The organism is Rothia sp. HMSC069C03 (genome assembly GCF_001811075.1).
GTDB classification, from domain to species: Bacteria; Actinomycetota; Actinomycetes; order Actinomycetales; family Micrococcaceae; genus Rothia; species Rothia mucilaginosa.
Window position 1 is genome coordinate 1 of record NZ_KZ627118.1, and the last position, 23,476, is coordinate 23,476.

The 23,476-nt window shown below is 57.1% G+C and carries 21 protein-coding genes; 2 read left to right on the forward strand and 19 right to left on the reverse strand.

Annotated elements, in window-relative coordinates; all coding sequences use genetic code 11:
• Positions 1 to 342: 342 nt before the first annotated feature.
• The 16 genes from tyrS to infC form a co-directional block, all read right to left on the reverse strand.
• On the reverse strand, positions 343 to 1,647 hold the full coding sequence (gene tyrS, locus HMPREF2779_RS00220; protein WP_049352668.1) for a tyrosine--tRNA ligase: 1,305 nt from the start codon (positions 1,645 to 1,647) through the stop codon (positions 343 to 345).
• 167 nt (positions 1,648 to 1,814) lie between these two features.
• Complete coding sequence (locus HMPREF2779_RS00225) at positions 1,815 to 4,109, reverse strand: HelD family protein (RefSeq protein ID WP_070684946.1); 2,295 nt, start codon at positions 4,107 to 4,109, stop codon at positions 1,815 to 1,817.
• Between the two features lie 226 nt (positions 4,110 to 4,335).
• Positions 4,336 to 4,911 carry an adenine phosphoribosyltransferase gene (locus HMPREF2779_RS00230; protein WP_070684944.1) on the reverse strand — a complete coding sequence of 192 codons (576 nt, stop codon included), beginning with the start codon at positions 4,909 to 4,911 and terminating at the stop codon, positions 4,336 to 4,338.
• A 133-nt stretch (positions 4,912 to 5,044) separates the two neighbouring features.
• Positions 5,045 to 6,682, reverse strand: a complete 1,638-nt coding sequence (locus tag HMPREF2779_RS00235; protein WP_105360520.1) for an AMP-binding protein — start codon at positions 6,680 to 6,682, stop codon at positions 5,045 to 5,047.
• A gap of 148 nt (positions 6,683 to 6,830) precedes the next feature.
• Positions 6,831 to 7,316, reverse strand: coding sequence for an arginine repressor (locus HMPREF2779_RS00240; RefSeq protein WP_005507137.1), 486 nt, complete (start codon positions 7,314 to 7,316; stop codon positions 6,831 to 6,833).
• Positions 7,317 to 7,713: 397 nt separating this feature from the next.
• Entirely contained in the window at positions 7,714 to 8,493 is a 780-nt protein-coding gene (locus tag HMPREF2779_RS00245) for a hypothetical protein (protein WP_105360521.1), read from the reverse strand.
• A 192-nt stretch (positions 8,494 to 8,685) separates the two neighbouring features.
• The gene (gene pheT / locus HMPREF2779_RS00250) at positions 8,686 to 11,256 is read right to left on the reverse strand and encodes a phenylalanine--tRNA ligase subunit beta (RefSeq protein ID WP_105360522.1); all 2,571 of its coding nucleotides are present in this window, start codon (positions 11,254 to 11,256) and stop codon (positions 8,686 to 8,688) included.
• A 3-nt stretch (positions 11,257 to 11,259) separates the two neighbouring features.
• Positions 11,260 to 12,387: a phenylalanine--tRNA ligase subunit alpha gene (pheS, locus tag HMPREF2779_RS00255; RefSeq protein ID WP_070594156.1), complete on the reverse strand. Its 1,128-nt coding sequence runs from the start codon at positions 12,385 to 12,387 to the stop codon at positions 11,260 to 11,262.
• A 237-nt stretch (positions 12,388 to 12,624) separates the two neighbouring features.
• Positions 12,625 to 13,146: a hypothetical protein gene (locus HMPREF2779_RS00260; protein ID WP_005507133.1), complete on the reverse strand. Its 522-nt coding sequence runs from the start codon at positions 13,144 to 13,146 to the stop codon at positions 12,625 to 12,627.
• A gap of 313 nt (positions 13,147 to 13,459) precedes the next feature.
• Positions 13,460 to 13,942: a (deoxy)nucleoside triphosphate pyrophosphohydrolase gene (locus HMPREF2779_RS00265; RefSeq protein WP_070594154.1), complete on the reverse strand. Its 483-nt coding sequence runs from the start codon at positions 13,940 to 13,942 to the stop codon at positions 13,460 to 13,462.
• A gap of 16 nt (positions 13,943 to 13,958) precedes the next feature.
• Positions 13,959 to 14,774 carry a DUF421 domain-containing protein gene (locus HMPREF2779_RS00270; RefSeq protein WP_105360523.1) on the reverse strand — a complete coding sequence of 272 codons (816 nt, stop codon included), beginning with the start codon at positions 14,772 to 14,774 and terminating at the stop codon, positions 13,959 to 13,961.
• A gap of 18 nt (positions 14,775 to 14,792) precedes the next feature.
• Positions 14,793 to 15,713, reverse strand: a complete 921-nt coding sequence (locus HMPREF2779_RS00275; protein ID WP_105360524.1) for a cation diffusion facilitator family transporter — start codon at positions 15,711 to 15,713, stop codon at positions 14,793 to 14,795.
• Between the two features lie 90 nt (positions 15,714 to 15,803).
• Positions 15,804 to 16,805, reverse strand: coding sequence for a TrmH family RNA methyltransferase (locus HMPREF2779_RS00280; RefSeq protein ID WP_070684933.1), 1,002 nt, complete (start codon positions 16,803 to 16,805; stop codon positions 15,804 to 15,806).
• A gap of 118 nt (positions 16,806 to 16,923) precedes the next feature.
• Positions 16,924 to 17,304 carry a 50S ribosomal protein L20 gene (rplT, locus tag HMPREF2779_RS00285; RefSeq protein WP_005507127.1) on the reverse strand — a complete coding sequence of 127 codons (381 nt, stop codon included), beginning with the start codon at positions 17,302 to 17,304 and terminating at the stop codon, positions 16,924 to 16,926.
• Positions 17,305 to 17,418: 114 nt separating this feature from the next.
• Positions 17,419 to 17,613 (reverse strand): 50S ribosomal protein L35, encoded by a 195-nt coding sequence (gene rpmI, locus HMPREF2779_RS00290; protein ID WP_004006287.1) that lies wholly within the window; start codon positions 17,611 to 17,613, stop codon positions 17,419 to 17,421.
• Positions 17,614 to 17,810: 197 nt separating this feature from the next.
• Positions 17,811 to 18,512, reverse strand: a complete 702-nt coding sequence (gene infC, locus HMPREF2779_RS00295) for a translation initiation factor IF-3 (protein WP_005507875.1) — start codon at positions 18,510 to 18,512, stop codon at positions 17,811 to 17,813.
• A 293-nt stretch (positions 18,513 to 18,805) separates the two neighbouring features.
• On the opposite strand from infC, the gene HMPREF2779_RS00300 reads away from it, so the two are divergent.
• Complete coding sequence (locus tag HMPREF2779_RS00300; protein ID WP_005507125.1) at positions 18,806 to 19,228, forward strand: DUF1844 domain-containing protein; 423 nt, start codon at positions 18,806 to 18,808, stop codon at positions 19,226 to 19,228.
• Between the two features lie 214 nt (positions 19,229 to 19,442).
• On the opposite strand, the gene HMPREF2779_RS00305 is transcribed toward HMPREF2779_RS00300, so the two are convergent.
• The 3 genes from HMPREF2779_RS00305 to HMPREF2779_RS00315 form a co-directional block, all read right to left on the reverse strand.
• Entirely contained in the window at positions 19,443 to 20,225 is a 783-nt protein-coding gene (locus HMPREF2779_RS00305) for a HisA/HisF-related TIM barrel protein (protein WP_105360525.1), read from the reverse strand.
• Positions 20,225 to 21,010, reverse strand: a complete 786-nt coding sequence (locus HMPREF2779_RS00310; RefSeq protein WP_105360526.1) for a type 1 glutamine amidotransferase family protein — start codon at positions 21,008 to 21,010, stop codon at positions 20,225 to 20,227. The genes HMPREF2779_RS00305 and HMPREF2779_RS00310 overlap by 1 nt, the downstream gene beginning before the upstream one ends.
• 119 nt (positions 21,011 to 21,129) lie before the next feature.
• Positions 21,130 to 21,753: a LysM peptidoglycan-binding domain-containing protein gene (locus HMPREF2779_RS00315; RefSeq protein ID WP_105360527.1), complete on the reverse strand. Its 624-nt coding sequence runs from the start codon at positions 21,751 to 21,753 to the stop codon at positions 21,130 to 21,132.
• An 806-nt stretch (positions 21,754 to 22,559) separates the two neighbouring features.
• Between HMPREF2779_RS00315 and lexA the strand changes: the two genes are divergently transcribed.
• Positions 22,560 to 23,234, forward strand: coding sequence for a transcriptional repressor LexA (gene lexA / locus HMPREF2779_RS00320; RefSeq protein ID WP_005507880.1), 675 nt, complete (start codon positions 22,560 to 22,562; stop codon positions 23,232 to 23,234).
• Positions 23,235 to 23,476: the final 242 nt, after the last annotated feature.

Sequence of the window (23,476 nt, forward strand, 5' to 3'; positions counted from 1 at the left end):
GTCAGTGCGTTTTATGGGTACTAAAAAATCTTTAAAAAACTTCTAGAAACCTCAAAAATCTGCGAATTCCCCTCTCGGGAGCCCCAAAACAGGATCGAAAGGCGCCCAAAGCCCTCACCAACAAAGACAAACCAAGAAAACCCAGAGCCAGAGGGCAGCAGAACGATACAAGAAGAGCCCCTCCTGACGGAGGGGCTCCACATATAGGGAACGTATATAGGGAACAGAAAGGAGGGGCACTCCCCCGCCAAACATTCAGTACCGAACACTCAGCACTAAACACTCAGTAGAGAAGAACCCCTCCCCATCTATATGTATCGAGAAGACTAAATCAGCTCTGTACTAGATCAGCTCTACAGCGCCCTGGTTCTTCTTGCCACGGCGAACCATCGCAAAACGACCGTGCAGCAGATCATCCTTAGAAATAGCTGCGTCCTCGCCCTGAACCTTCACGCCGTTCACCGAAGCGCCGCCCTCCTTTAGAATGCGACGAGCCTCGGAGTTAGACTTCGCAAAGCCCAGCTCAGTCAGAACAGAAATCATGTCCAGGCGGTCCTCGGACAGCTTAGCCGAAGGAAGCTCAGCAACCACAGACTCCAAGGTAGCCTCATCCAGAGCAGCGAAATCGCCCTTACCGAACAAAGCCTCCGAAGCAGCCACAGCCTGATCAGTAGCCTCAGTACCGTGAACCAGCGAAGTCACCAGGTACGCCAGAGTCTTCTGAGCCTCACGCTTAAACGGTTCCTTCTCAACCTTCTGCGCAAACTCAGCAATCTCAGCACGAGTCAAGAAAGTGAATACCTTCAGACGATCCAGCACATCCGCATCCGCAGTGTTCAGCCAGAACTGGTAGAAAGCGTACGGCGAGCACATCTGCGGGTTCAGCCAAATAGCGTTACCCTCGCTCTTACCGAACTTAGTGCCATCAGAGTTAGTAATCAGCGGAGTACCAATAGCGTGAACGCTCTTACCCTCCACCTTACGAATCAGCTCGGTACCGCTCGTCAGGTTACCCCACTGATCAGAACCACCGGTCTGCAGAGTACAACCGAAACGACGGTTCAGCTCCAGGAAGTCCAAGCCCTGCAGAATCTGGTACGAAAACTCGGTGTACGAAATGCCCTCATCAGAGTTCAGACGCTTCGCAACAATCTCCTTCTTCACCATGGTGCCCACGCGGAAATGCTTACCAACATCGCGCAGCAACTGCAGAGCAGACATCTGACCGCTCCAGTCCAGGTTATTCACCATACGAGCAGCGTTCTCACCCTCGAAAGACAGGAAACGCTCAATCTGAGCACGCAGAGACTTAACCCACTCAGCAACAACCTCAGGAGAATTCAGCACACGCTCAGAAGTCTGACGCGGATCACCAATCAAACCGGTGAAACCACCCACCAGACCCAGCGGCTTGTGACCAGCCAGCTGCAGACGACGCATCACCAGCAGCTGCACCAGGTGACCCAGGTGCAAAGAAGCCGCAGTCGGATCATAACCCGTATAGAAAGTCAGGCTCTCCTCGCTCAGCGCCTTCTCCAGAGCAGCCTCATCAGTACTCACGTGCACCAGGCCGCGCCACTTCAGCTCCTGCCAAATATTCTCGAAGGTATCGTCATTATGCTGCGCGTTGAGGATCTCGGCAGACATGCTTCTCCCATTCACAAGGTAACAACGCCCGAAGGCGCTCGAACAAAATATGTAACAAGCCTAGCACCGCACCAGCCCAAACGCTCAGAAAAACCCAAGCGAGCGCCCAAATCGGTGCGGTACCGGCTCAAAAGAAATAACAGATAGAGGCTACACGAGCCGCAAGGCTACAGACCCTCGGGCATCCGCGAACCCACCATGTGCAGGCGCTGAGTCGGACGAGTCATCGACACGTACAAATCACCCACAGCACCATCAGCATCATCAATCAGCTGCTGCGGCTCAACAATCACCACAACATCAAACTCCAGGCCCTTCGCCTCCCACGGAGTCAGAACCAGCACCTGATTCTCCAACGCAGTCTGCGCGGTACCCGTACGATCAGCATGAGCACGAGCCACAGCCTGAGCCGTCTGAACATACAGACTCGGCGGGCACACAACACCAATCAGAGCACCACCCGAATGAGCAACCTCCTCGCTGACCACGGCAACGGTCTGCTCCACAACAGACTCGGCGGCAACCTCATGAACCAGCGGAGGCCACTGACCCTCACGCACCGCACGAGGCGCAGACACCTCATAGCCAGCAGCCTGAGCAACCGACACCGCCGCCTCAGCAATCTGAGCCGGAGTACGGTAATTAATCGTCAGCTCCTCCAGAGTGAAACGCTCACCCACAAACGGCTCCAACGCCTGCGACCACGAAGAAGCAGCCGCTGCAGAAGACGCCTGTGCAATATCGCCCACAATCGTGAACGACTTCATCGGGCAACGACGCATCAGCAAACGCCACTGCATGGGCGAGAGCTCCTGAGCCTCATCCACCACAATATGGCCGTACGCCCACGTACGATCAGCCGACGCCGCAGCCGCAGCGGTCATACGCTCGCCACGAACCTCATTCATCATTGCAATCTGCTCAGGAGTAATCACGCCATCAGCGCCAATATCCTCCAGCGACTGGTGAACATTCTCCAAAGCCTTCGCCGCATTCTCAAGGTTCGCGCGATGCTCCGCCGCAGCACGAGCCGCTGCAGCCGCACCGGTCACCTTCGAAAAATCACCCAAAAGCTCAGCAGCCTCATCCAGCAGAGGAACATCAGCCTCCGTGAAGGGGGCATCCGCCGGGCGAGCCAGCAGCTCACGCTCAGCCTTCGACAACTCACGAGTCGCAGACTCCAGATAGTGCGGCTTCGAGAACAGCGAGCGCAACAGAGTCTCCGGCGACAGCGGCATCCACGCCAAGTTCAAGGCACGGCGCACATCCATCGAGGCACGCACATCATCCTGCAGATACGGACGCTCCACCACACGACCCGCCGCACGGTTCAGCTGATCATCCAGCTTCGCGGTCAGCTCCTTCAACAGAATCTTCACGAACGTCTCACGAGCCTCATTATGCGGCTTGCCAGTCGAACGAGCACGAGAACGAGCCGAACGAACCATCTCCGGAGTCAGCTCAACATCAGTACCCTCAACATTCAGACGCTGAACCTGAGCCGGTACCTTCTGACGATCCGCCACCGCACGCTTAATAACCTGCACCATGCGCAAATCGCCCTTCAACGCGGCAACCGCGCGGTCGTTCTCAGGCACAGCACGCAAACCCGGGTACAGGGTCGCCAACGAAGCCATCACCACGCCGGTCTCACCCAGCGAAGGAAGCACACGCTCGATATACCACATGAACGAATTCGACGGACCAACCACCAGCACGCCGGCCTTCGACAGGCGCTCACGGTTCGTGTACAGCAGGTACGCCGCACGATGCAGCGCCACAGCAGTCTTACCGGTACCCGGACCACCCTGCACAACACGCACACCCGGTAGCTCCGAGCGGATAATCGCATCCTGCTCAGCCTGAATCGTCGCCACAATATCACCCATGCGGCCGGTACGCTTCTTATTCAACGCCGCCAACAGAGCACCCTCACCGTGGAGGGTGTCCTCATCCTGCAGCATCTCCGAATCGAAGACCTCATCCTCAATATTTACGACAGTCCGGCCCTCAAGCATCAGGTGACGGCGGCGGCGCACACCCATCGGGTGGAAAGCAGTCGCCTGATAGAACGTACCCGCCTCTGGGGCACGCCAGTCCATCAGCAGACGCTGCTGATTGCTATCCGTAATACCAATACGACCGATATAACGCACCGCATCAGCGCCCTCACGGTCCATATCCAGTCGACCAAACGTCAGACGAGAATCCACAGCATTCAGCTGCGCCAAACGATCCTCATAGTGAGTAGCAAAAGAGTCACGCTCCGAACGGTTCTGATGACCGCCCACCGCCTGATTCTTACGCACAGCAGCCAGCTTCTCAGCCGTCTCCTCACGGAGCTCATCCAGGCGAGCATACACGCGAGCAACATACTCGCGCTCCGCAGCCATCTGCTCAGCAAACAGCTTCTCAGCCGCCGAAGAATCAGCAGACTGCTGGGGTAAAGATTCAGATGACACGTAAGCTCCTTAAACCTATGGTGTCTCAAAGACAGGGTGCGACAGGCACCCAAAAATACGGGTCACTATTTTACAGGACAGGCTCCGAAGGGCAGAAATATTACCCCCGTAGAAAACCCGCACCGGCCCATACAGAAAAGTGCCCCACCGGCTCAACCGGCGGGGCACCCCTCATCACTATCAGCTACACACGCCCAACCGGCGGTATGCCTGAAACTCTATAAAACTACTTCGACGGCAGCGGGTACTCAGACACCAAGCTCAGCGTCTCAAGACGGTAACCATCCAACGCCTCACGACCGCCCAGACCATCCAGCTCCAGAAGAGCGCCAACGCCGGCAACCTTCAGGTTCGCGCGCTCCACCAGCTTCGCGGCAGCCACCAGGGTACCGCCAGTCGCCAGCAGATCATCCAGCAGAAGAACACGAGTGCCCGGCGCGAAATCATTACAGTGAATCTCAATCGCCGCGCTACCGTACTCCAGCGCATACTCCTCACGGTACGTCTCACGCGGAAGCTTACCCGCCTTACGAACCGTCATAATGCCGGTGCCGGTAGCGTACGCGAGCGCAGAAGCCAGCAAGAAACCGCGAGCCTCAACACCAGCCACCACATCAAACTGACCCTCAAAACGAGTAGCCAGCTCATCAATGCACGCTTTGAACACCTCAGCATTAGCGAAGAGAGTGGTCACATCGTAAAAGAGGATACCCTCGTGCGGGTAATTCGGAATCGTAGCGCAAACAGCCGGAATCAACTGCTCAATAGGGGTTCGCGAAGCCTCAGAAGCGGGAACGCTCATGCTCTCTCTTTCGTGAAGTGGATAGCCCCGGAAAAAAGCCCGGGAACAATAACGCGGTAGAAGCCGCCTACAAAATTCTACCCTCTTCACCCGCGCTTGTCCTCAGATGAGCGACAAGAACCATCTACCGGGATTAGCCCCACTGAATCAAAACCCGCAAGTCACGCTTAAGAATCTTGCCGGTCGGCCCCAGCGGCATGCTCTCCACCATCACGTAGCGGCGAGGATACTTATACGCCGCCAAACGAGTACGCGCCAACGCATTCAACTCCGCCTGCAACACGCCCTCATCAGCACCCGGACGCGGCATCACCACGGCGACAACCTCCTCGCCCACGCGCTCATCAGGCACGCCCAACACAGCTACCGACTGCACCTGCTCATGGGTATAGAGAACATCCTCAATCTCACGCGGATACACCGAATAGCCGTTACGCAGAACCATGTCCTTAATACGGTCCACAATAAAAATATTGCCCTGCTCATCAACACGAGCAACGTCACCGGTCGCAAACCATTCGCCGTCAAAAACCTCAGCAGTAGCCGCAGGATTATTCCAGTAGCCAGCCATCACGTTCTCGCCGCGTACCCACAGCTGACCGCTCACACCCGGCGCACACTCGGAACCCTGCGGGCAACGGACCTGCACCTGCACGCCCGGCAGCACACGACCCACCGAACCGAGCACCATGCCAAACTCCGCCTGATTAAACGAAACCACCGGCGAAGTCTCACTCAAACCGTAGCCCTCATACACCGGGCACTCAATCAGCGTTTTCAACGCAGAATGCACCGGCGCAGGCAGCGGCGAACCACCCGAAATACCGAAACGGATGCGACCACGCAGTGAGCGCGCACGCTCAGGCTCAGCCTCCAGCGCCGCCGCCAACGACACATACATGCTCGGGACCGCGGCCAACACCGACACCCCGGCATGCTCCATCAGATTCAGCGCGCCGTCAGGGGTAAAACGAGGTAGCAAAGCCACCGTAGCCGACGCCGCAAACGCCGCGTTCATCGACACCGTCTGACCAAACGCATGGAACAGCGGAAGACCACCAAAAATGACATCCTCAGCGGTGAAACCAAAAACGCTCACGCAGCTACGAGCATTCGAGAGGATATTCGCGTGAGTCAGCGTCGCGCCCTTAGGTTTGCCCGTCGTACCCGAAGTGTACAGAATGATCGCCGGATCACTCGCTGCCACCGGGACAGGCTCCAGAACAGCAGCCGCCGGAACAGCAGCCGACGGAGCAGCATCCGACAGCGCGCTATCGGCAGGCGCCTCAAAAGGAGCCACCGGTGAGCCCTCTGCCCCAGTGAAAATCTCGCAACGAACCGAACCGTTCTTCACCGGCACCGTCGAGGTTGCCTCCGACGCCAGACGAGTACCCGCAAAAGCAAAAAGCACCTTCGCCCCGCTATCGCGCAGATGATACTCCAGCTCAGCACCCGACAACAGCGGATTCAACGGAACACAAATCGCACCCGCAGCAACAATGCCGTAATACAACGCCGGCATCAACGCCACATTCGGCATAGACAACGCCACACGGTCACCACGCTCAACACCGAGCGCCGCCAGATGACGCTGGACCTGCGCTGCCGCAGATGCCAACTGCGCGTAGCTCACCACCTGTATATCAGCAGAGTCAGAAGCCGGAATCGCCAAAGCCGCCTTAGCCCCAGAATCAGAAGCAGAACCGGAGCCAGAAGCAGCCTCCGCCAAAAGGTAGGCAATATTGTTCGCTGAATCGTGCATTTCAGACATGATTGAAAACTCTCACCACAAAAATCGGTATATCTAGAAAAAGGAAGCCGAGCTAGAAGCCCACAAAAGAGCCGAAGACAGCAGAAGGGCGTACCTTCAACTGCTCCCCCGAAACATCAGAAGAACAGCGCAAGATACGCCCCAACTACTACTGAGCAGCAGACCAATCCAAGAAGCTCTCGGCAAGCGCAGCCCCACCATTGGGGTCACGAGTAATCACTATTACCGTATCGTCACCGGCAATAGTGCCCATAATCGCTTCAAGACCGCCCTGATCAATAGACGAAGCCAAGAACTGCGCAGCACCCGGAGGAGTACGCAGAACCGTAATATTCGCCGAACCCTCAGCGGTAATCAGCAGCTCCTTAAACAGGGAAATCATACGGGCATCAGGTGCAGTGCCGCCGCCACGACGAGCAGGGTAGTTCGGCACAGCATAAATCAAGCCGGCGCCTTCATCACGGATGCGCTCAGCGCCAATTTCAACAAGATCACGGGAAAGGGTCGCCTGAGTAACCTTCATACCATCATCGGTCAGGTACTGCGCCAGTTCAGCCTGGGAGCGGACACGTCGGGTCTGCAGCAATTCAACGATGCGTGCCTGACGCGCGATCTTGGTCGAGGGGAAAGGCATAATATCTCTTCTTCCTACGGTGCCAATCACGAATTCAGAACGGAGCTGCCCAACGGTGGCGCAGCGCAACATTCTTTACTACCCAAGATAATACATATGCACATAAATATGCGCGCCAAATATGGATTATTCCAAGATATGGGGGAATTTTCAGGGTTTATCTCACCAGCTGTCACACAAAACGCCTCGAATGTAGCGTGTATCTACACATTCGGGCGCATAACCTCGCAATGAATGCATAGCGTGCAAGAACATTGTGGGCTGACGCGTTGCGCCGATCAAGAGACCTTCCGGTAGGCGAGCATGAAGAAGGAGCCCGCCTCCAGCACACCATGTGCGCCAGAAACAGGCTCCCTCAATAAAACATCAACCGGTGAATCCTTAGGATTCAGAACTCCTAGCGCTCATCCTCCACCAGACCATCCAAATCCTCATACTCGACATCGCGCGAACGGCGGTTCAGCCACACAGCAAAACCCATACCCAGCAGAAGCACCAGCACCGCACCAACAATACTTGCGATACCGGCAAAACGCTCAGCGTTCACGCTGTCCTCAGTCACAGGCTTCAACGTGCCCTTCTCGGCGGTGTAGACGACCTCAAGAGTGCCGCCCTTCTCCACCAACAGACCGTCTACCTCACGCGGGAACTCGGAGGGAACATCACCAGTCTGCGAACCACGGAACTCAATCGGAGCACCCGAAGTCACCTGATACTTATCCTTCAGGTTCGACACATAGGTCTTACCGTTCAGCGCGTCATCAGCCGGCAGGTTGCCCTTATAACGAGCCACATTACCCTTCGTAATCAGGTCAGGAGTCAAATCCTGGTAAGTGCCCTGAATGACCCAGCTCTTACCGGCATACTCGGCGTTATTATTCACCGACGCAAAAGCACGGACACCCGCAATAGCCAAAACAATGGAAAGAATAACCGCAACAACAGCAGAAAGAACCGACAGCCAGTTCACGCCCGGACGGTCATCCAGCTCTTCCTCACTCATCGCGAAAAGAGAGGAGTTCTCTTCCTCATCGTCGTACTCCTCATACTCGGAATCCTCGTACTGAGAATCGCCGTACTCAGCATCCTCGTACTGGGAATCCTCAAAGTAGGTTTCTTCGACCTCAGTAGACTGCGACAGCTCATCCTGTTCGCGCGAGTTCTCTCGATTAGCCATTACTCTCTCCCTCACTTCATCTATCTTCTAGGGTACCCATAACCACATGAGTTCACCACTGAAAGCGCTTATCAACGCTTCATAAACCAACCCAACAGGTAAACCCACCACGCAACACCAAAAGCTACGGGGTGGGAGCCAACAACTCCCACCCCGTCAGCACTAGGCATTACGCCATAGGGTTAGACCCGGTTAGACACGCGGTTCCGCACCCAGCTGCTCAACAGTCGCAGCCACAGCAGCCTCACGAGCAGCCGACGCCTCATCAGCAGTCAGCGTACGATCCGGCGCGCGGAAACGCAGAGCAAACGCCAAAGACTTCTTCGACTCATCAATACCGACACCGCGGTAATCATCAAAGACGCGGATGTCCTCCAGCAGCTCGCCAGCGCCCTCACGCAGAACACGCTCCACCTCAGAAGCAGGCAGATTGCGGTCCACCAGAAGCGCCACATCCTGAGTAGCAGCCGGGAAAGTCAGCACCGGAGTAGCCTGACGCGCCTCAACACGACCAACAAACAGCGCCGAGAAAACCAACTCAAACGCGCAGGTACGCTCAGGCAGGTTCAGCTCCTGCAGAAGCTTCGGGTGCAGCTCACCAGCAAAACCAACACGCTCACCGGCAGCGTTCAGAACCTCAGCCACACGACCCGGGTGGAACGCAGTATGCACACCGTTACGCACCTGAATCTCAGCCGAAACAGCGTCAGCGACCAGACGCACAGCGTCCAGAGCGTCACGCCAATCGAAAGCGCGCGGAGCGGCACCCGGCATCGCCTCGTGCTCAGTACCTGCAAACAGACCAGCAATGAAAGTGGGCTGCTGAGGAATACCGGCGTTCAGATCATCCAGAACCTCATCCGAAGGACGAGCACCCAGCGGCGGAATAGACTCCGAACCCAGCTGCTCACCCGGAATGAACACGTGACCCGCCTCAAAAATAGCCAGGTTCTTGAAACCACGAGACAGGTTACGCTTCAGAACCTCAACCAGGCCCGGCAGGAGCGAACGGCGCATCCAGCCCTCAGCCGAAGAAATCGGGTTCTCCAGGCGAACCGAAGGAACCTCAGTCACCGGGTTCTCAGGGGTGCTCACCCACGGAGCCGACCACAGGTTGTTCGCATCAGCCGACACGAAGGGGTACGCGAACACCTCAGTCAGACCGGAAGCCGCCAGCGCATTCAGCGCACGACGCTTACCCGCCTGCTCCGGAGTGTAACCGCGACCCGCAGGAGCCACCGGCAGAGTCGAGGGGATGTTCTCGTAACCGTCAATACGTGCGATTTCCTCAGTCAGGTCCTCCTTCGCACGCAGGTCAGTACGCCACGACGGGACAGTCACCGCGTAACCAGACTCGGTACGCTCCACCGAGCAGCCAATCTCACGCAGGCAAGACTCAATCTGCTCCGGCGAGTAATCCACGCCAATACGACCAGCAGTGTAATCAGCAGGCAGGTCAATCACGACCGGCTCATAGCCGAGCGACACATCAGTAACACCCGGCTCAACCTGAGCACCAGCCAGCTCAACCAGCAGCTCAACCGCACGCTGAGCAGCCGCAGCCTGAATCTGCGGATCCACGCCACGCTCAAAACGCTTCGAGGACTCAGAAATCAGCTTGTGACGGCGAGCGGTACGAGCCACCGACACTTCATCAAAACGAGCAGACTCCACCAGAATGCGGGTAGTCGAATCGGTTACCTCAGTCGAAGCGCCGCCCATCACACCGGCAAGACCAATCACGCCGGAATCATCAGCAATGACAATATCCTCGGGATGCAGAGTACGCTCAACGCCATCCAGGGTCACCAGCTTCTCGCCAGCAGCGGCGCGACGCACCACAATCTCACCCTGGACCTTGTCAGCATCGTAGAAGTGCAGCGGCTGACCGGTCTCCAGCATCACATAGTTCGAAATATCCACCGGCAGCGACAGCGAGCGCACACCCGCCAGACGCAGACGCGAAGACATCCAGGTCGGAACCGGCGCATCCGCCTTCACGCCCGACACCTCACGCATCACGAAACGAGTGCATGCGGGGTTACCGTGAATCGGGGCGTCATCACCCAGAACAACCGGGTGACCGGCGTCGTTAGCCTCCGGGGCGCGATCGCCGTACGCCAGCACAAAATCCTCAAAGGAAGAACCGGTAGCGTGGCACCACTCGCGAGCAATACCGCGCAGGGAGAACGCGTAACCGCGGTCCGGGGTCACGTTCACCTCGGCAGCCTGATCGTACAGGCCCAGCAGCTCCATCGCATCGGTGCCAAGCTCCGGGTCCAGGCCCAGGGTCGAAAGCACCAGGATGCCGCCGCGATCATCGCCAATACCCAGCTCACGAGTCGAAGCAATCATGCCAGCCGACTTGTGACCGTAAGTCTTACGGGCAGTAATCGCGAAACCACCGGGCAGAACAGCGCCGGGCAGGGTCACAACAACCTTGTCGCCGGGTTTGAAGTTGTGGGCACCACAAATAATGCCCTGAACGCCGGAAGGCTCAATGCCCTTACCGGTCAGAGTCTGCTCCTGACCTTCCGGAACCACACGCACCTGGCACCAGTTCACGGTCTTGCCATTCGAGTGGGTCTCCGGCTCCATAGAGAGCACCTGGCCAACCACAATCGGGCCGGACAGCTCATCAGAGGGGCGGTGAACGTCTTCTTCTTCCAGGCCAACCTTCACCAGGGTTGCCATCAAATCTTCAGCCGAAGCATCCTCAGCTACAGGCACGAACTCGCGCAGCCATGACAGGGGTACACGCATAATTTAGATCTCCATCCCGAACTGCTCAGAGAAACGGATGTCGCCTTCAACCATGTCATGCATGTCAGCGACGTTGTTACGGAACATGAGGGTACGTTCAATACCCATACCGAAAGCGAAGCCCGAGTACTCCTCAGGATCAATACCCGCAGCACGCAGAACATTCGGGTTCACCATGCCGCAGCCGCCCCACTCAATCCACTGCGGGCCGCCCTTAGCATTCGGGTGCCACAAATCCAGCTCAGCGGAAGGCTCAGTGAACGGGAAGAAGTTCGGGCGCAGGCGAATCTTAGCGTCCTCACCGAACATGGCGCGTGCCATGTACTCCAGGGTGCCCTTCAGATCAGCCATGGTCAGGCCCTTATCCACGGCAAGACCCTCAATCTGGTGGAAGACCGGGGTGTGGGTCGCGTCCAGCTCATCGGTGCGGTACACCTGGCCCGGGCACACAATGTACAGCGGCAAATCACGCGAAAGCAGCGAGCGCATCTGCACCGGCGACGTGTGAGTGCGCAGCAGCAGGTGAGCGTTCTTCGGCTCAACGTAGAAAGTATCCTGCATTTCGCGTGCCGGGTGATCCGGCTTAATGTTCAGAGCGTCAAAGTTGTACCACTCAGACTCCAGCTCCGGGCCGTCAGCAACTTCCCAACCCATACCGACGAAAATGTCAGTCAGGCGCTCCTGCATCAGAGCAATCGGGTGGCGGCCGCCCAGGGAACGGCGAGGCGAAGCAGCAGAAACGTCCACAGCTTCCTCAGCCAGGATGCGAGCCTCACGCTCAGCCTCCAGCTCAGCGGTACGAGCCTCAATAGCCTCAGTCAGGGCTGCACGAGCCTGACCCATCAGCTTACCCACCGGGCCCTTGTGCTGGTTCTGAAGATCACGCATCTGGCGGTTAGCGATGCTCATGATGCCCTTCTCACCGAAGAAGCTCAGGCGCACCTCCTTGAGGCTGTCAAAGTCCTTAGCCTTCTCGCGAATCTCCTGGCGGGCACGCTCACGCTCAGCCTCAAAAGCCTCACGGATAGCGTCCAAACCGTTCTCGGGGTTCTCCTCCAGAACCTGCGCAATGCGGGCGAGAACCTGAGCCGGGCCGTTAAGACCCTCGTGTTCCTGCACGGAATCGGTCATTGTCACTCTTCTCTGCATACCACCGGCACTATGCCGGCTGGCTCGTTATACACCTTAGGTAGCACCGCCTGCTCTCCCCCGGCTACCCACACAGGGTGCGGGACAAGGGGAAGGCGACGGGCGCATATCCTATCCATTTTAGACCAGAGAAGGAAGCGTAAACAGCAGAACGCCCGGATAGTCCATCCGGGCGTTCTAGAGTATATCTTTTCAACAACAGGGTTGAAGAGGGCGCTTCTACTTCAGAGCCTGCTTCACAGCCGGGTCAAAAGAAGCACGAATCCACAGCACGTTCGCAATGAACCATGCCGCGTACAGGGGCACGAAGCCGTAGCGCTGAGCGTCAATGACATTACCAATCAGAGACATAATCGCCACGAACGCACCCAGAATTGCAAAAATCAGACCGACAGTCAGGCCCAGACGCTTGCCCTTCTGAATCGTGAAGTACACCCAAATGTACACAACCGCAGAAACAACCAGCAGGCCGATACCGCCTGCAACGCCGAACTCCGGCAGACCCTTCAGCGGGGACAGGTTATCCGGTGCAAACGAGGAAATAACACCGTGAATCAAGCAGAGCAGCGCGGAGACAATCATAATCTCCTGCAGACGCAGAATCTTCGGGTGCTTGGTCGGCGAGTGGAACAGAATTCCGCGCGGCTCAGCGCCGCCTTCCTGAATATAAATAGCTTGAGTGTCCGAGGGAACCGCGTCGGAGCGGTAGGCACCCGGATCAAACGGGGGTTGAGCAGTCATCATTGTCTCCCAATACGTATGTGATTTCTCCCTCAATACTACCCGCCTACCGATTGGTTTCCAAAGTATGTATCCGTGTCGAACCCATATATGACAAAATCCCCTCCCCAACAAACACACAAGTCAGGATTACACGGCGCATAAATCACCCTCAAAATATGAATAAAGGCGGGACTCCCCACAGGGAATCCCGCCTTCAAACAGTGTCAAAAAAGATAGAGAAAATTTATCCTGTTACCGCCGCGAATTTGTCACACAACGGCGAATTAGCCTCGCAACGAACTAGCGCAGAGCATTAGGTCAGACCTTGGGTCTACGCCTCACCAGTGCCAGTGTCCTGCAATTGCTGCAGAAGAGCCACAACAATCGGCAAATCCGCCGGAATCCACGGCAAACCCAGCAAATCATCGTACGCCTGCGCGTCATCCTTAGACTTCGGCAACGGCATCCACCGCAGCGCGCTATGATCTTCCAAAGTATCCGGAGTACCCGAAAGGATCTCCGCAAAGAACACGCGCATCGCCAGACGCTCGCTCAGACGCCAGCCCTGCGGGTACGCGCCGGGCACCTCAGCACCCAAACGCGCCTGCACGCCCAGTTCCTCCTTCAGCTCACGCACCAGCGCCTGCTCGCAGCTCTCCCCCGGTTCGACCTTACCGCCCGGGAACTCCCACATGCCGGCAACAGTCTGCGGCTCAGAACGCTGAGCCACCAGCATACGGGTCGGAGCCACCAAAGAATCGACCACGGCGGCGCCAACCACCTGAACCTCAAACGAGGGCGACACTTCACTCATCTTTCTCTACCTTCTTCTACGCTTTAGAATCCTTCATCGGATGCGCATCCTCAGCAGCGTGCTCCGCTACTTCCTTCTCGGCATCCTCAGTATTCTCAGGCTCAGGAGCTTCCTCCACGCCTTCCTGCCACTCTTCTTCCTCATCATTCATATTCGAGGCTTCTGCCACCTCACGGCGAATATTAGTGCCGTCATTCAGCAGAATCAGAAGGCGGTTGCCGTTCTTGAACTCCATGAGGAAGACATCCTCAAGCTCGACCTCAGCGGCACGCAACTGTAGGTACACCCAATCCTCGGTCTTGTGCGCATCCGCGATATCGCGAGTGACCAAGCTACCCTTCACAATCAGAGCAAAGTTCGGCACACCGTCACCCTTACGGATCACGCTCAGCGCACCGTTCGGTTCAATCTGAGCGAACTCAATGTCTTCCAGGTCGTAAATACCCTGCGCACGAAGGTCAGCAATCAGGCGCATCGGATCAAGAACCACCTCTGCCTGCTGGAAGCTCTTAATATCGATATCACCATCCGTAATGACCGGCACGCGCTGCTCACGCACCGCCATATGCAGAAAACGAATCTTCGTGGTCGCCACGTTCAGCAGCTGAATCATGCACAGCGTAAACACCATGTAGATGACAAAGTAGAACAGGCTAATCTGCTTGCTGTACAACACGCCACCGAACACACCACCGATGACAAAGTTACCGATGGTATCAATCGGGGTCTGGTGCCCCGCCTGAGAACGGTGAGTCAGACGCAGGTACACCAAAAGAATGATCAGGCCAACGAAAATCTTTAGCAAACCATCAACGATCATCTCAACGGTCATAACAAAAATCTCCTAGAACTAAGCCCGGAAAATATCCGGCTCCAAATAAATGATGCGTGCCGCAGGAACAGCCTCACGAATACGCACCTCAGCCGCGTCAATCTCATCAGCTACCGAGCGACCGGTGTCAGCATCATGAATGCGGATCTTCGCCGCCACCAGAATCTCCTCAGGACCCAGGTGCACGGTCTTAATGTGGATAATGCGCTCGCTATCGCCATCCTCAATCGCCGCACGAATCTTCGCCAAATCCTCCGGCGAAGCAGCCTCACCCAAAATCAGGGACTTCATCTCCACCGCGAGGAACACAGCAATAAAGACCAGTAGCACACCAATAGCCAGGGTACCGAACGCATCCCACAGACCATTACCGGTCAGCAGAGTCATGCCCACACCAAAGAGCGCAAAAATCAGACCCAGCAACGCGCCCGCATCCTCCAACAGAAGCACCGGAAGCTCCGGGTTCTTCGAAGTACGCAAGAAACGCATCCAGCTCTGCTTGCCCTTCAGATCACGCGACTCCTTCACCGCCACGCGGAACGAATTACCCTCCAGCAGGATCGAACCCACCAGAACAGCCACCGGAACCCACTGCCACTCAGTAATACCGTGCGGATCATGCAGCTTCTCATAACCCTCATACAGAGCGAACAAGCCACCCAGGGCAAAGATAATAATCGACACAATAAACGCGTAAATATAGCGGTTACGGCCATAACCAAACGGATGCTCCTCATCAGCCTGCTTCTGCGAAGCGCGACCGCCCAGAAGAAGCAGAAGCTGATTACCCGAGTCAGCCACCGAGTGAATAGCCTCCGCCAACATCGACGAAGAACGAGTCAGCGCAAAAGCCAAAAACTTCAGCACCGCAATACCCAGGTTCGCACCCAGCGCGGCAATAATCGCCCCCGAACCCGAATGACCAGAAGGAGCAGACATAATTTCCCTTTCTCAGCCCTAAACTAAAACTCTAAAACCCATGATGCTAAAGCGGCCCACCGCTGTACCACAGCCGTGAACCGCCCAAACCTAGCGAGAAACGCCGCGCTGAGCCATCGCCGAAGCATACAGGCACACAGCAGCAGCCGTACCCACGTTCAAAGACTCAGCCGAACCATAGACAGGAACAGCCACGCGCATCGTGGCGGCAGCCTTCTCTTCAGCATTCAAGCCCTGCGCTTCATTCCCGAAAAGCCACATCGTCGGCTTAGAAAGATCAAAATTACCCTTCACGCCAGAGGGGGCACTCGCCTCCACACCGGCACGACGAGCCGCCGTGTACTCGCTCAGCTCCTGCAGATTCACCGCACCATAGCCATCAGCAGCCAGCACAGCAGTACCCTGAGACTTCACATCCTCCGCGAAATCCTCCAGCTGAACGCCCTGAATAATCGGCACATGGAACAGCGAACCCGCCGTAGAACGCACCGTCTTCGGGTTATACAAATCCACCGAACCCTTAGTCGTAATCACCAAGTCAGCACCGGCCGCATCAGCCACGCGAAGAATAGTGCCCGCATTACCCGGATCCTGCACACGAGACATCACAGCAATCAGCTTCGGGTTCAACGCGCCCTCACCCCACAGCAGCGAGAACGACGCATCCACCATAAAGGAAACCGCAATAATACCCTGCGGGCTCACCGAATCAGCCATCGCCTCCAGCACCTCATCGGTCACCACACGCATAAAGACGCGGCGGCCCTCCTCCGGGGTGGGAGTGCCGTACACCTGCTCCAGCAACTCAGCAATATCCTCATGACGGTCAAAAGCCGCCTCCGTAACGTAGACAGCATCCAGAATCGGCTTCTTCAGATGCGCCTTCAACGCCTCACGCACAGCCTGCGGGCCTTCCACCAGGAACTGGCCCTTCTTCGTGCGGGCAGCGCGGGTACGCAGCTTCGCAATATCGCGCACACGATCTGCCTGCGGATTGGACATCACAACGGGGGTACTAATACGTTCAAAAAAGTTCACTCTTAAAGGGTACAGGCAAAGGCACACCCAAAAACGCAGAACAGCCACAAGCACAACCCCCAGATACGCAGAAAGCGGCCGCCCACACTCAAAAGTGCAGACGGCCGCTCACGACGCTTAAACATCCTACCCCGAACCTAGATCTTCGAGGTAAGAACACAACCTAGGCTAATTAAGCCTTGGGAGCCGAGGTGTCCTCGGGCAGGTTGTTCTTAGCAATCTCAACCAGTGCGTTGAATGCAGCAGGCTCGTTAACAGCCAGCTCAGCCAGCATACGGCGGTCAACCTCAACACCAGCAGCCTTCAGGCCCTGGATGAAGCGGTTGTAGGTCAGGCCCTGTGCGCGGGAAGCAGCGTTAATACGCTGAATCCACAGGCGACGGAAGTCACCCTTCTTCTTACGACGGTGGTCGTAGCTGTAAACCAGCGAGTGAGTGACCTGCTCCTTAGCCTTACGGTACAGGCGAGAACGCTGACCGCGGTAGCCGGATGCACGATCGAGAATAGTACGGCGCTTCTTGTGCGCGTTAACCGCGCGCTTCACACGTGCCACGTGTGTCTCCTTCGTCTTATGTCCTGAACAGCTCACATATCACGCTGAACAGGAGCGAGTCTTTAATCAGTGCGCACCACTATCGGTGCGCCAGGTGCAGAGAGTAAGCGTTGCTTACTTACCCAGCATCTTCTTGACAACCTTTGCCTGGCCGCCGGTAACGATCTGGTCAGAAGCCAGACGACGGGTCAGACGAGAGGACTTGTGCTCCAGGTAGTGGCGACGGTTCGCCTGCTGGCGCTTAACCTTGCCGCTACCGGTGAGCTTGAAGCGCTTCTTAGCACCAGAGTGGGTCTTCTGCTTCGGCATAGCTGCCGTTCTCCTTACATTCATCCCCCGCCACAACGGCGGGGTAGCTTAGTGGGGTTGAGCGATACACGCATCAGCCCCAAGGACCAAAGGTGAGGCACCCCTGACGAGGTGCCTCGGAACCGGCACCGGGTGAACCCGCAACACCCACCCAACGGTGGAGGCGCGTGCCCATCCTAAAGTGACGACCCGGTTCCCTACTCGGCGGAAGCCTGTGCCTTCAACTCGGCAGGCATAGCGTCTGCCAGAGAATTAGTTACGGGCTTCGCCTTGGTCGTGTCAATACGCTCGCGACCCTTGCGACCGCCGGCGCCCTGCTCACGGCGAGCCTCTGCCTTACCGCGAAGCGGAGCCAGAACCATCACCATGTTGCGGCCATCCTGACGGGGGCGAGACTCAACGGTGCTCACCTCAGCCAGCTCAGCCGCCAGACGCTCCAGCAGACGCACACCCATCTCGGGGCGCTGCTGCTCACGACCACGGAACTGAATCATTGCCTTGACCTTGTCACCACCGGAAAGGAAACGACGAGCGTGTCCAACCTTGGTTTCGTAGTCGTGGGTATCAATCTTCAGGCGGAAACGGATCTCCTTCAGAACGGCATTAGCCTGCTTCTTGCGGGATTCACGAGCCTTGATTGCGGCTTCGTACTTGTACTTACCGTAATCCATGAGCTTGCACACGGGCGGCTTCGCGTTCGGGGCAACCTCGACCAGGTCGAGTTCGGCGTCCTCGGCCAGACGCAGAGCGTCCTTCAGAGGGACAACGCCTACCTGCTCGCCACCGGGACCGACAAGACGGACCTCGGGAACGCGGATACGATCGTTAATGCGTGGTTCGCTAATGACTAGCTCCTGTGCTCTGTGGGTTTCCCCGTGAATACTATCCGTTGCGGGCACTAAAAAAGCCCCCGCAGTTACACAAGCGGAGGCACAAACCAGCGTACGCCGAAAGCGGCGGACGAACCCGTTCACCTCAAAACTCGCAAACTAACGCCTGCGGCGGTCAACCGGGTGGGAGGCATGCTCCACTTGCAAACTGCCTACAACCATACCGTAGAATCCCCGACAGGCGCAAGGAAATAGACGCAAAACACCATAAAAATTGCGGGGACTCCCCCAGAAAGTCCACAGAAGCACCCACTCTTAAGGACGCATTTACCGAAACAAACGAAATATGAGATTCTAAGACTATGAGCACTGAAAACACGAACTTCCGCTTCACTGCGGAAGAAGAAACCCCCGTACACGGCCACACCGAACTCACCGAAGAGCAGGTCGAAGCCGTCAACGAACAGCTGCGCGACATCGCAGACGTACCCGCCATCGAAATCATCAGCTCCGCAGCCATCCACATGATGAGCGCCGCAGCCGTAAAGTGCGGCCTAGCAGCAGACGAAAACGCCGACGACCTCAAGGACCTCGACGAAGCACGCAAGCTCATCACCGCACTGGCAGGCCTCGTCACCGCCGCAGCACCCGAAATCGGCTCCCAGCACGCAGCACCCCTGCGCGACGGCCTGCGCACCCTGCAGCTCGCATTCCGCGAAGCATCCCCCTTCCCGGACGAACCCGGCAAGGGCCCCGGCGAAAAGCTCACCGGTCCGGTGTACTAAACCAGGACGCACGCTAAACCAGCTGGTCTACTAAGCCGCAACCTGGTTTATGTCATCACGAAGCCCCGTCTTCCTCAGTACGAGGGAGGCGGAGCTTCGCCACATATAAAGCCTGTGCGAGCCTGTGCGGATAAGAAATCTACGCGGGCTAGATAAGCGGACTGGCGCGAACCGGTAGCTTTAGCGGGCACCAGATGTAGCGGGAAGAGTAGCTTTAGCGGGAGCCAGCAGCCTCAAGAGCCTGCTCAAAACTAAAGTTGCCCACATACAGCGCCTTACCAAGCACCACGCCCTCCAAACCATGAGGCACCATGGAACGCAGCTTCTCAAGATCAGCCAGCGACGCCACACCACCGGACGCCACCACCCGGCAGGACGTCTGGGCCAGCACCTCATCCAGCAGCTCCGCACCGGGACCCGCCAGGGAACCGTCTTTACTCACATCCGTGACGATATAGCGGCGCACGCCCGCGCTCTCCAGCCACGCCAGCGCCTCCGCCAGATCAGGGCCCGACCAGTCGGTACCGCGAGCCACCGTCACCCAGCCCCGCTCAGGGTTATAGCGGGCATCGAGACCAAGAGCCAGAAGATCAGAATCGGCATAACGAGCCAGAGTGCCTTCAAGCCAGGAAGAATCCGCCAGAGCCGCACTGGTCACGTTCACGCGATCCGGGTTCAGGCTCAGGGCGCGCTCCAGACTCTCAGCATTACGCACACCGCCGCTGACCTGAATACGAACCGGAGCGGAGTCGCGGGCATTCTCGGCACGGACGGCGGCAACCACCTCAGCCAGAACCTCAGTATTCGTGCCGCGACCAAATGCCAAATCAAGGTCAACCAGGTGAATCCAGCGAGCACCAGCCTTCACCCAGGTCAGAGCCGCCTCAACGGGGTCAAGGCGCTGCTCACCACCGGACAGGGTGCCACCCACCGGGCGCACCGCGTAGCCTTCAGAAATATCAACAGCGGGCAGAAGTTCAAGAGCGGGTGCAGACATTAGTTACCTCCCGCCGCAGTAGCGGAGTCGCCAGAAGACAGAGACTCAGAAGACAGGCGACCGGTCACCGCCAGGGACGCAACCCAGCGGCGCATAAACTCTGCCCCCAGCTCGCCAGAACCTACCGGACAGAACTGCACCGCCGTCAGCGGACCGTTCTCAACCGCCGCGATATAGGCGGGCTCGGTGACAGTCCAAGTCACCGCGGGAGGGGCAATATATTCAATGCTCTGATCAAAAGCCCATTCAAAAACGCCGTGCTCAGATTTGAAGTGAGCCTCGCCCTCAAGATCCTTGAGCAGCGCACTATCGGAGGAAGAACGCAGGGCAGAAACACCGGGTACCAGATCGCGGGTAGAAAGCTCCACGCTCTCACCGGGCCACTCCCCCATGCACTGCACCTGAACCTGCCCCATCTGCGGATGCTCCACCGTAACCGAGTCGAAGAGGCAGCTCAGTGCCGCACCGGCAACCAACACCGGACGACCGCCAGCAACACGGCGACCAATCACGCGCTCAGCGTCCTTAGCTTTCAGATCTTCATACGCCTCAAGAGAGCTCGCACCGCCGGTAACCGCCATGCCGTCAGCCTCACGCAGCTGATCGGGCACAGCGGTCACGATGACGTCCGCCCCCTCATCCTGAAGAAGCTTCACCAAGGCGCCACGAGTTCCGGGTTCCCCCAAAACGGCAACCACAGGACGAGCGGTCTGAGCATTCTGTACAGATTCAGTTTTCTGTGCAGATTCAGTTTCGGTGAGTGTGGGTTCAACGGGAACAGGCATCGGTGCGCTCCTATTTCATAGGCTCAAGATTTCGGCTCAAGCGCTCTAGCTTGAGAGATAGAGGATTCGGAGTCAAGACATCAAGCTCATGCAGAAGCCAACCACACATGGGTCCATGCTTATCGCTGAGTCTGAGGAATTTCCAGACGCTGACCGGCATCAACAGAGGTGCTAGTCAACGAGTTCAACTCCATAATACGAACCACAGTATCACGGGTGTCACCCTGCGGATCCACCGCCTGAGCAATATCCCACAGGGTCTCACCGTGCTTGACCACAACGACGGTTCGAGTCACCGAAGCGTTCTCCACGGAGGCTGAAGCCGCCGGGCTAAAGAAGCTAATAGCACCGAGCACAATCAGCGCCGCCAAAGTCAGCAGAGGCAGACCCTTCAGAAAACCGCGCACAGTGCCAAGACGACGAATAGAAGCGGGAACCGCGCGCAGAAGCTCGCCGCCCTTAGCCAGAAGAGCACTCTTCACGCCAGGTGCCTGCGCCGCAGAAGATGTCTGAGCAGAAACGGCGGGAGCGTGGGCGGGCTGAGCCACCTGCGCAGGACGGGGTGCATGAGCCGCACGAGAAGAGCGAACAGACTGCGAAGACGCAGGCACACGAGAACGCCCCTGCACGGTGCGGGCGGACACGGTGCTGGCGGACGCAGTGCGGGCGGGGTGAAGTACCACCAAACCTGCCGGAAGGTGCGCAGAAGTGCCACGAGAAGCAATAGGTGCTGCAGTAGTCATTGTGGTTCCTTTCTCTCAGCTCGCCCCCCGGGGTTACCCCCCCCCCGCGGGTCTAGCAATGCCGAGCGATACCCGCTCAGAGGTCCTAGTTGAGTGATAACTATGGAGTGGTGATTGTTAGGCGATAACTATTGGGTAGCTATTCTCTAGTTAGGTCAGAGCGTCGGGTGCACCAGGCTGCACTGGGTTACCCCGGAGCCCCATCCCCTGCGCTCTCTTCGCCAGATGCTCCCTAGAGCATCCGGGGTAGAACATGCGAAGAGAGGCAGAGGATTCGAATACATTCGAACACTCATTCACTCTCCCCTCCTGGAAGACTCCGGGTTGAATCTTCGAATATTTTTCGAACATTCACCCGTTAAATCCTGGACTTCAGGAGAGATTCAAGAGTATATACGAACTCTTGTTCTAAAGTCTAGCAGAGATGTACTAAAAATTTCTTCGAGTTTCGAAGAAAAAATCTAGAATATTTGTTTGAGTTTTTCGGTGTAGTGTTCTACACTGGTGTCAAGAGACGTTCCACACGCTCCTGATGAGTCCTACTCACAGCAGGTTTCTGTACCCGTTACAGCTTGGTTCTGTATCGAATGCAGGTGCTGCTGGCTGAGTTTTATAGGGCGGAGGCGCATACTCGTTGCCTGCGTATCGCTCCGGCACGGATAGAATTCCTCTACCCCCTGACGAGATAAGACCCATTTCGGCAGAACCAAAAAAAATTTTTTAGGACACCACCAGAAAACGTGTGAAGCACCCATCCGTGCCCCGACCCGATTACAAAGGCCGGAGTACAGACCGAAGGAAAAGAAATGGCAACAGCACCCCGTCCGGCGCTGACCGCGCGCCAGCAGAAGATTCTTGACGCGATCCGCACCGAGATTGAACAAAAGGGTTACCCGCCGTCCATGCGCCAGATTGGTGACATGGTGGGTCTTGCGTCCCTGTCCTCGGTCACTCACCAGCTCGGTCGCCTCGAGACCATGGGCTACATTCGCCGCGATCCCAAGCTCCCCCGCGCCATTGAGGTGCTGGATGAGAACGGCGTCGGCATCCACGGTAGTGCTTCCTCTTCCCTGCCCGAGCTGCCGAACTTCGAAGTCGGCGATGAAGACCTCGTACCCGTTCCCCTGGTTGGACGAATTGCAGCGGGCGGCCCCATTACCGCCGAGCAGTCCGTGGAGGATGTGCTCGCCCTGCCCCGCCAGCTGGTCGGTAGCGGCAAGCTGTTCATGCTCAAGGTCAAGGGTGATTCCATGATTGACGCCGCGATTTGCGATGGCGACTGGGTGGTCGTCCGCGAGCAGCACACCGCTGACAATGGCGATATCGTTGCCGCTCTACTTGACGATGAAGCAACCGTGAAGGTGTTCCGTCAGGTCGACGGCCATACCTGGCTCATGCCGCGCAACTCCAACTACGAGCCGATTATGGGCGACCGTGCAACCGTCATGGGTAAGGTTGTCTCCGTGCTGCGCAGTCTCTAGAAGACGCGGGTTCTAAACAGCACAGCTTCTCAAAGAAGCTGCTTTAAACAACGTTGCTATAAACAACACAGCTTCTAAAAGACATAGCCGCGAGGCTTTTAGCTCTATATAGAAATCACCCCGGTGATACGTGAACGTTCACGTATCACCGGGGTGATTTCTATATGTCCAAAGCGGATATTTCCAAAGCGGCTTTTTCCACAGCGGATATTCCTAAATCAGAGCGCGGCGCTGCCAGGATA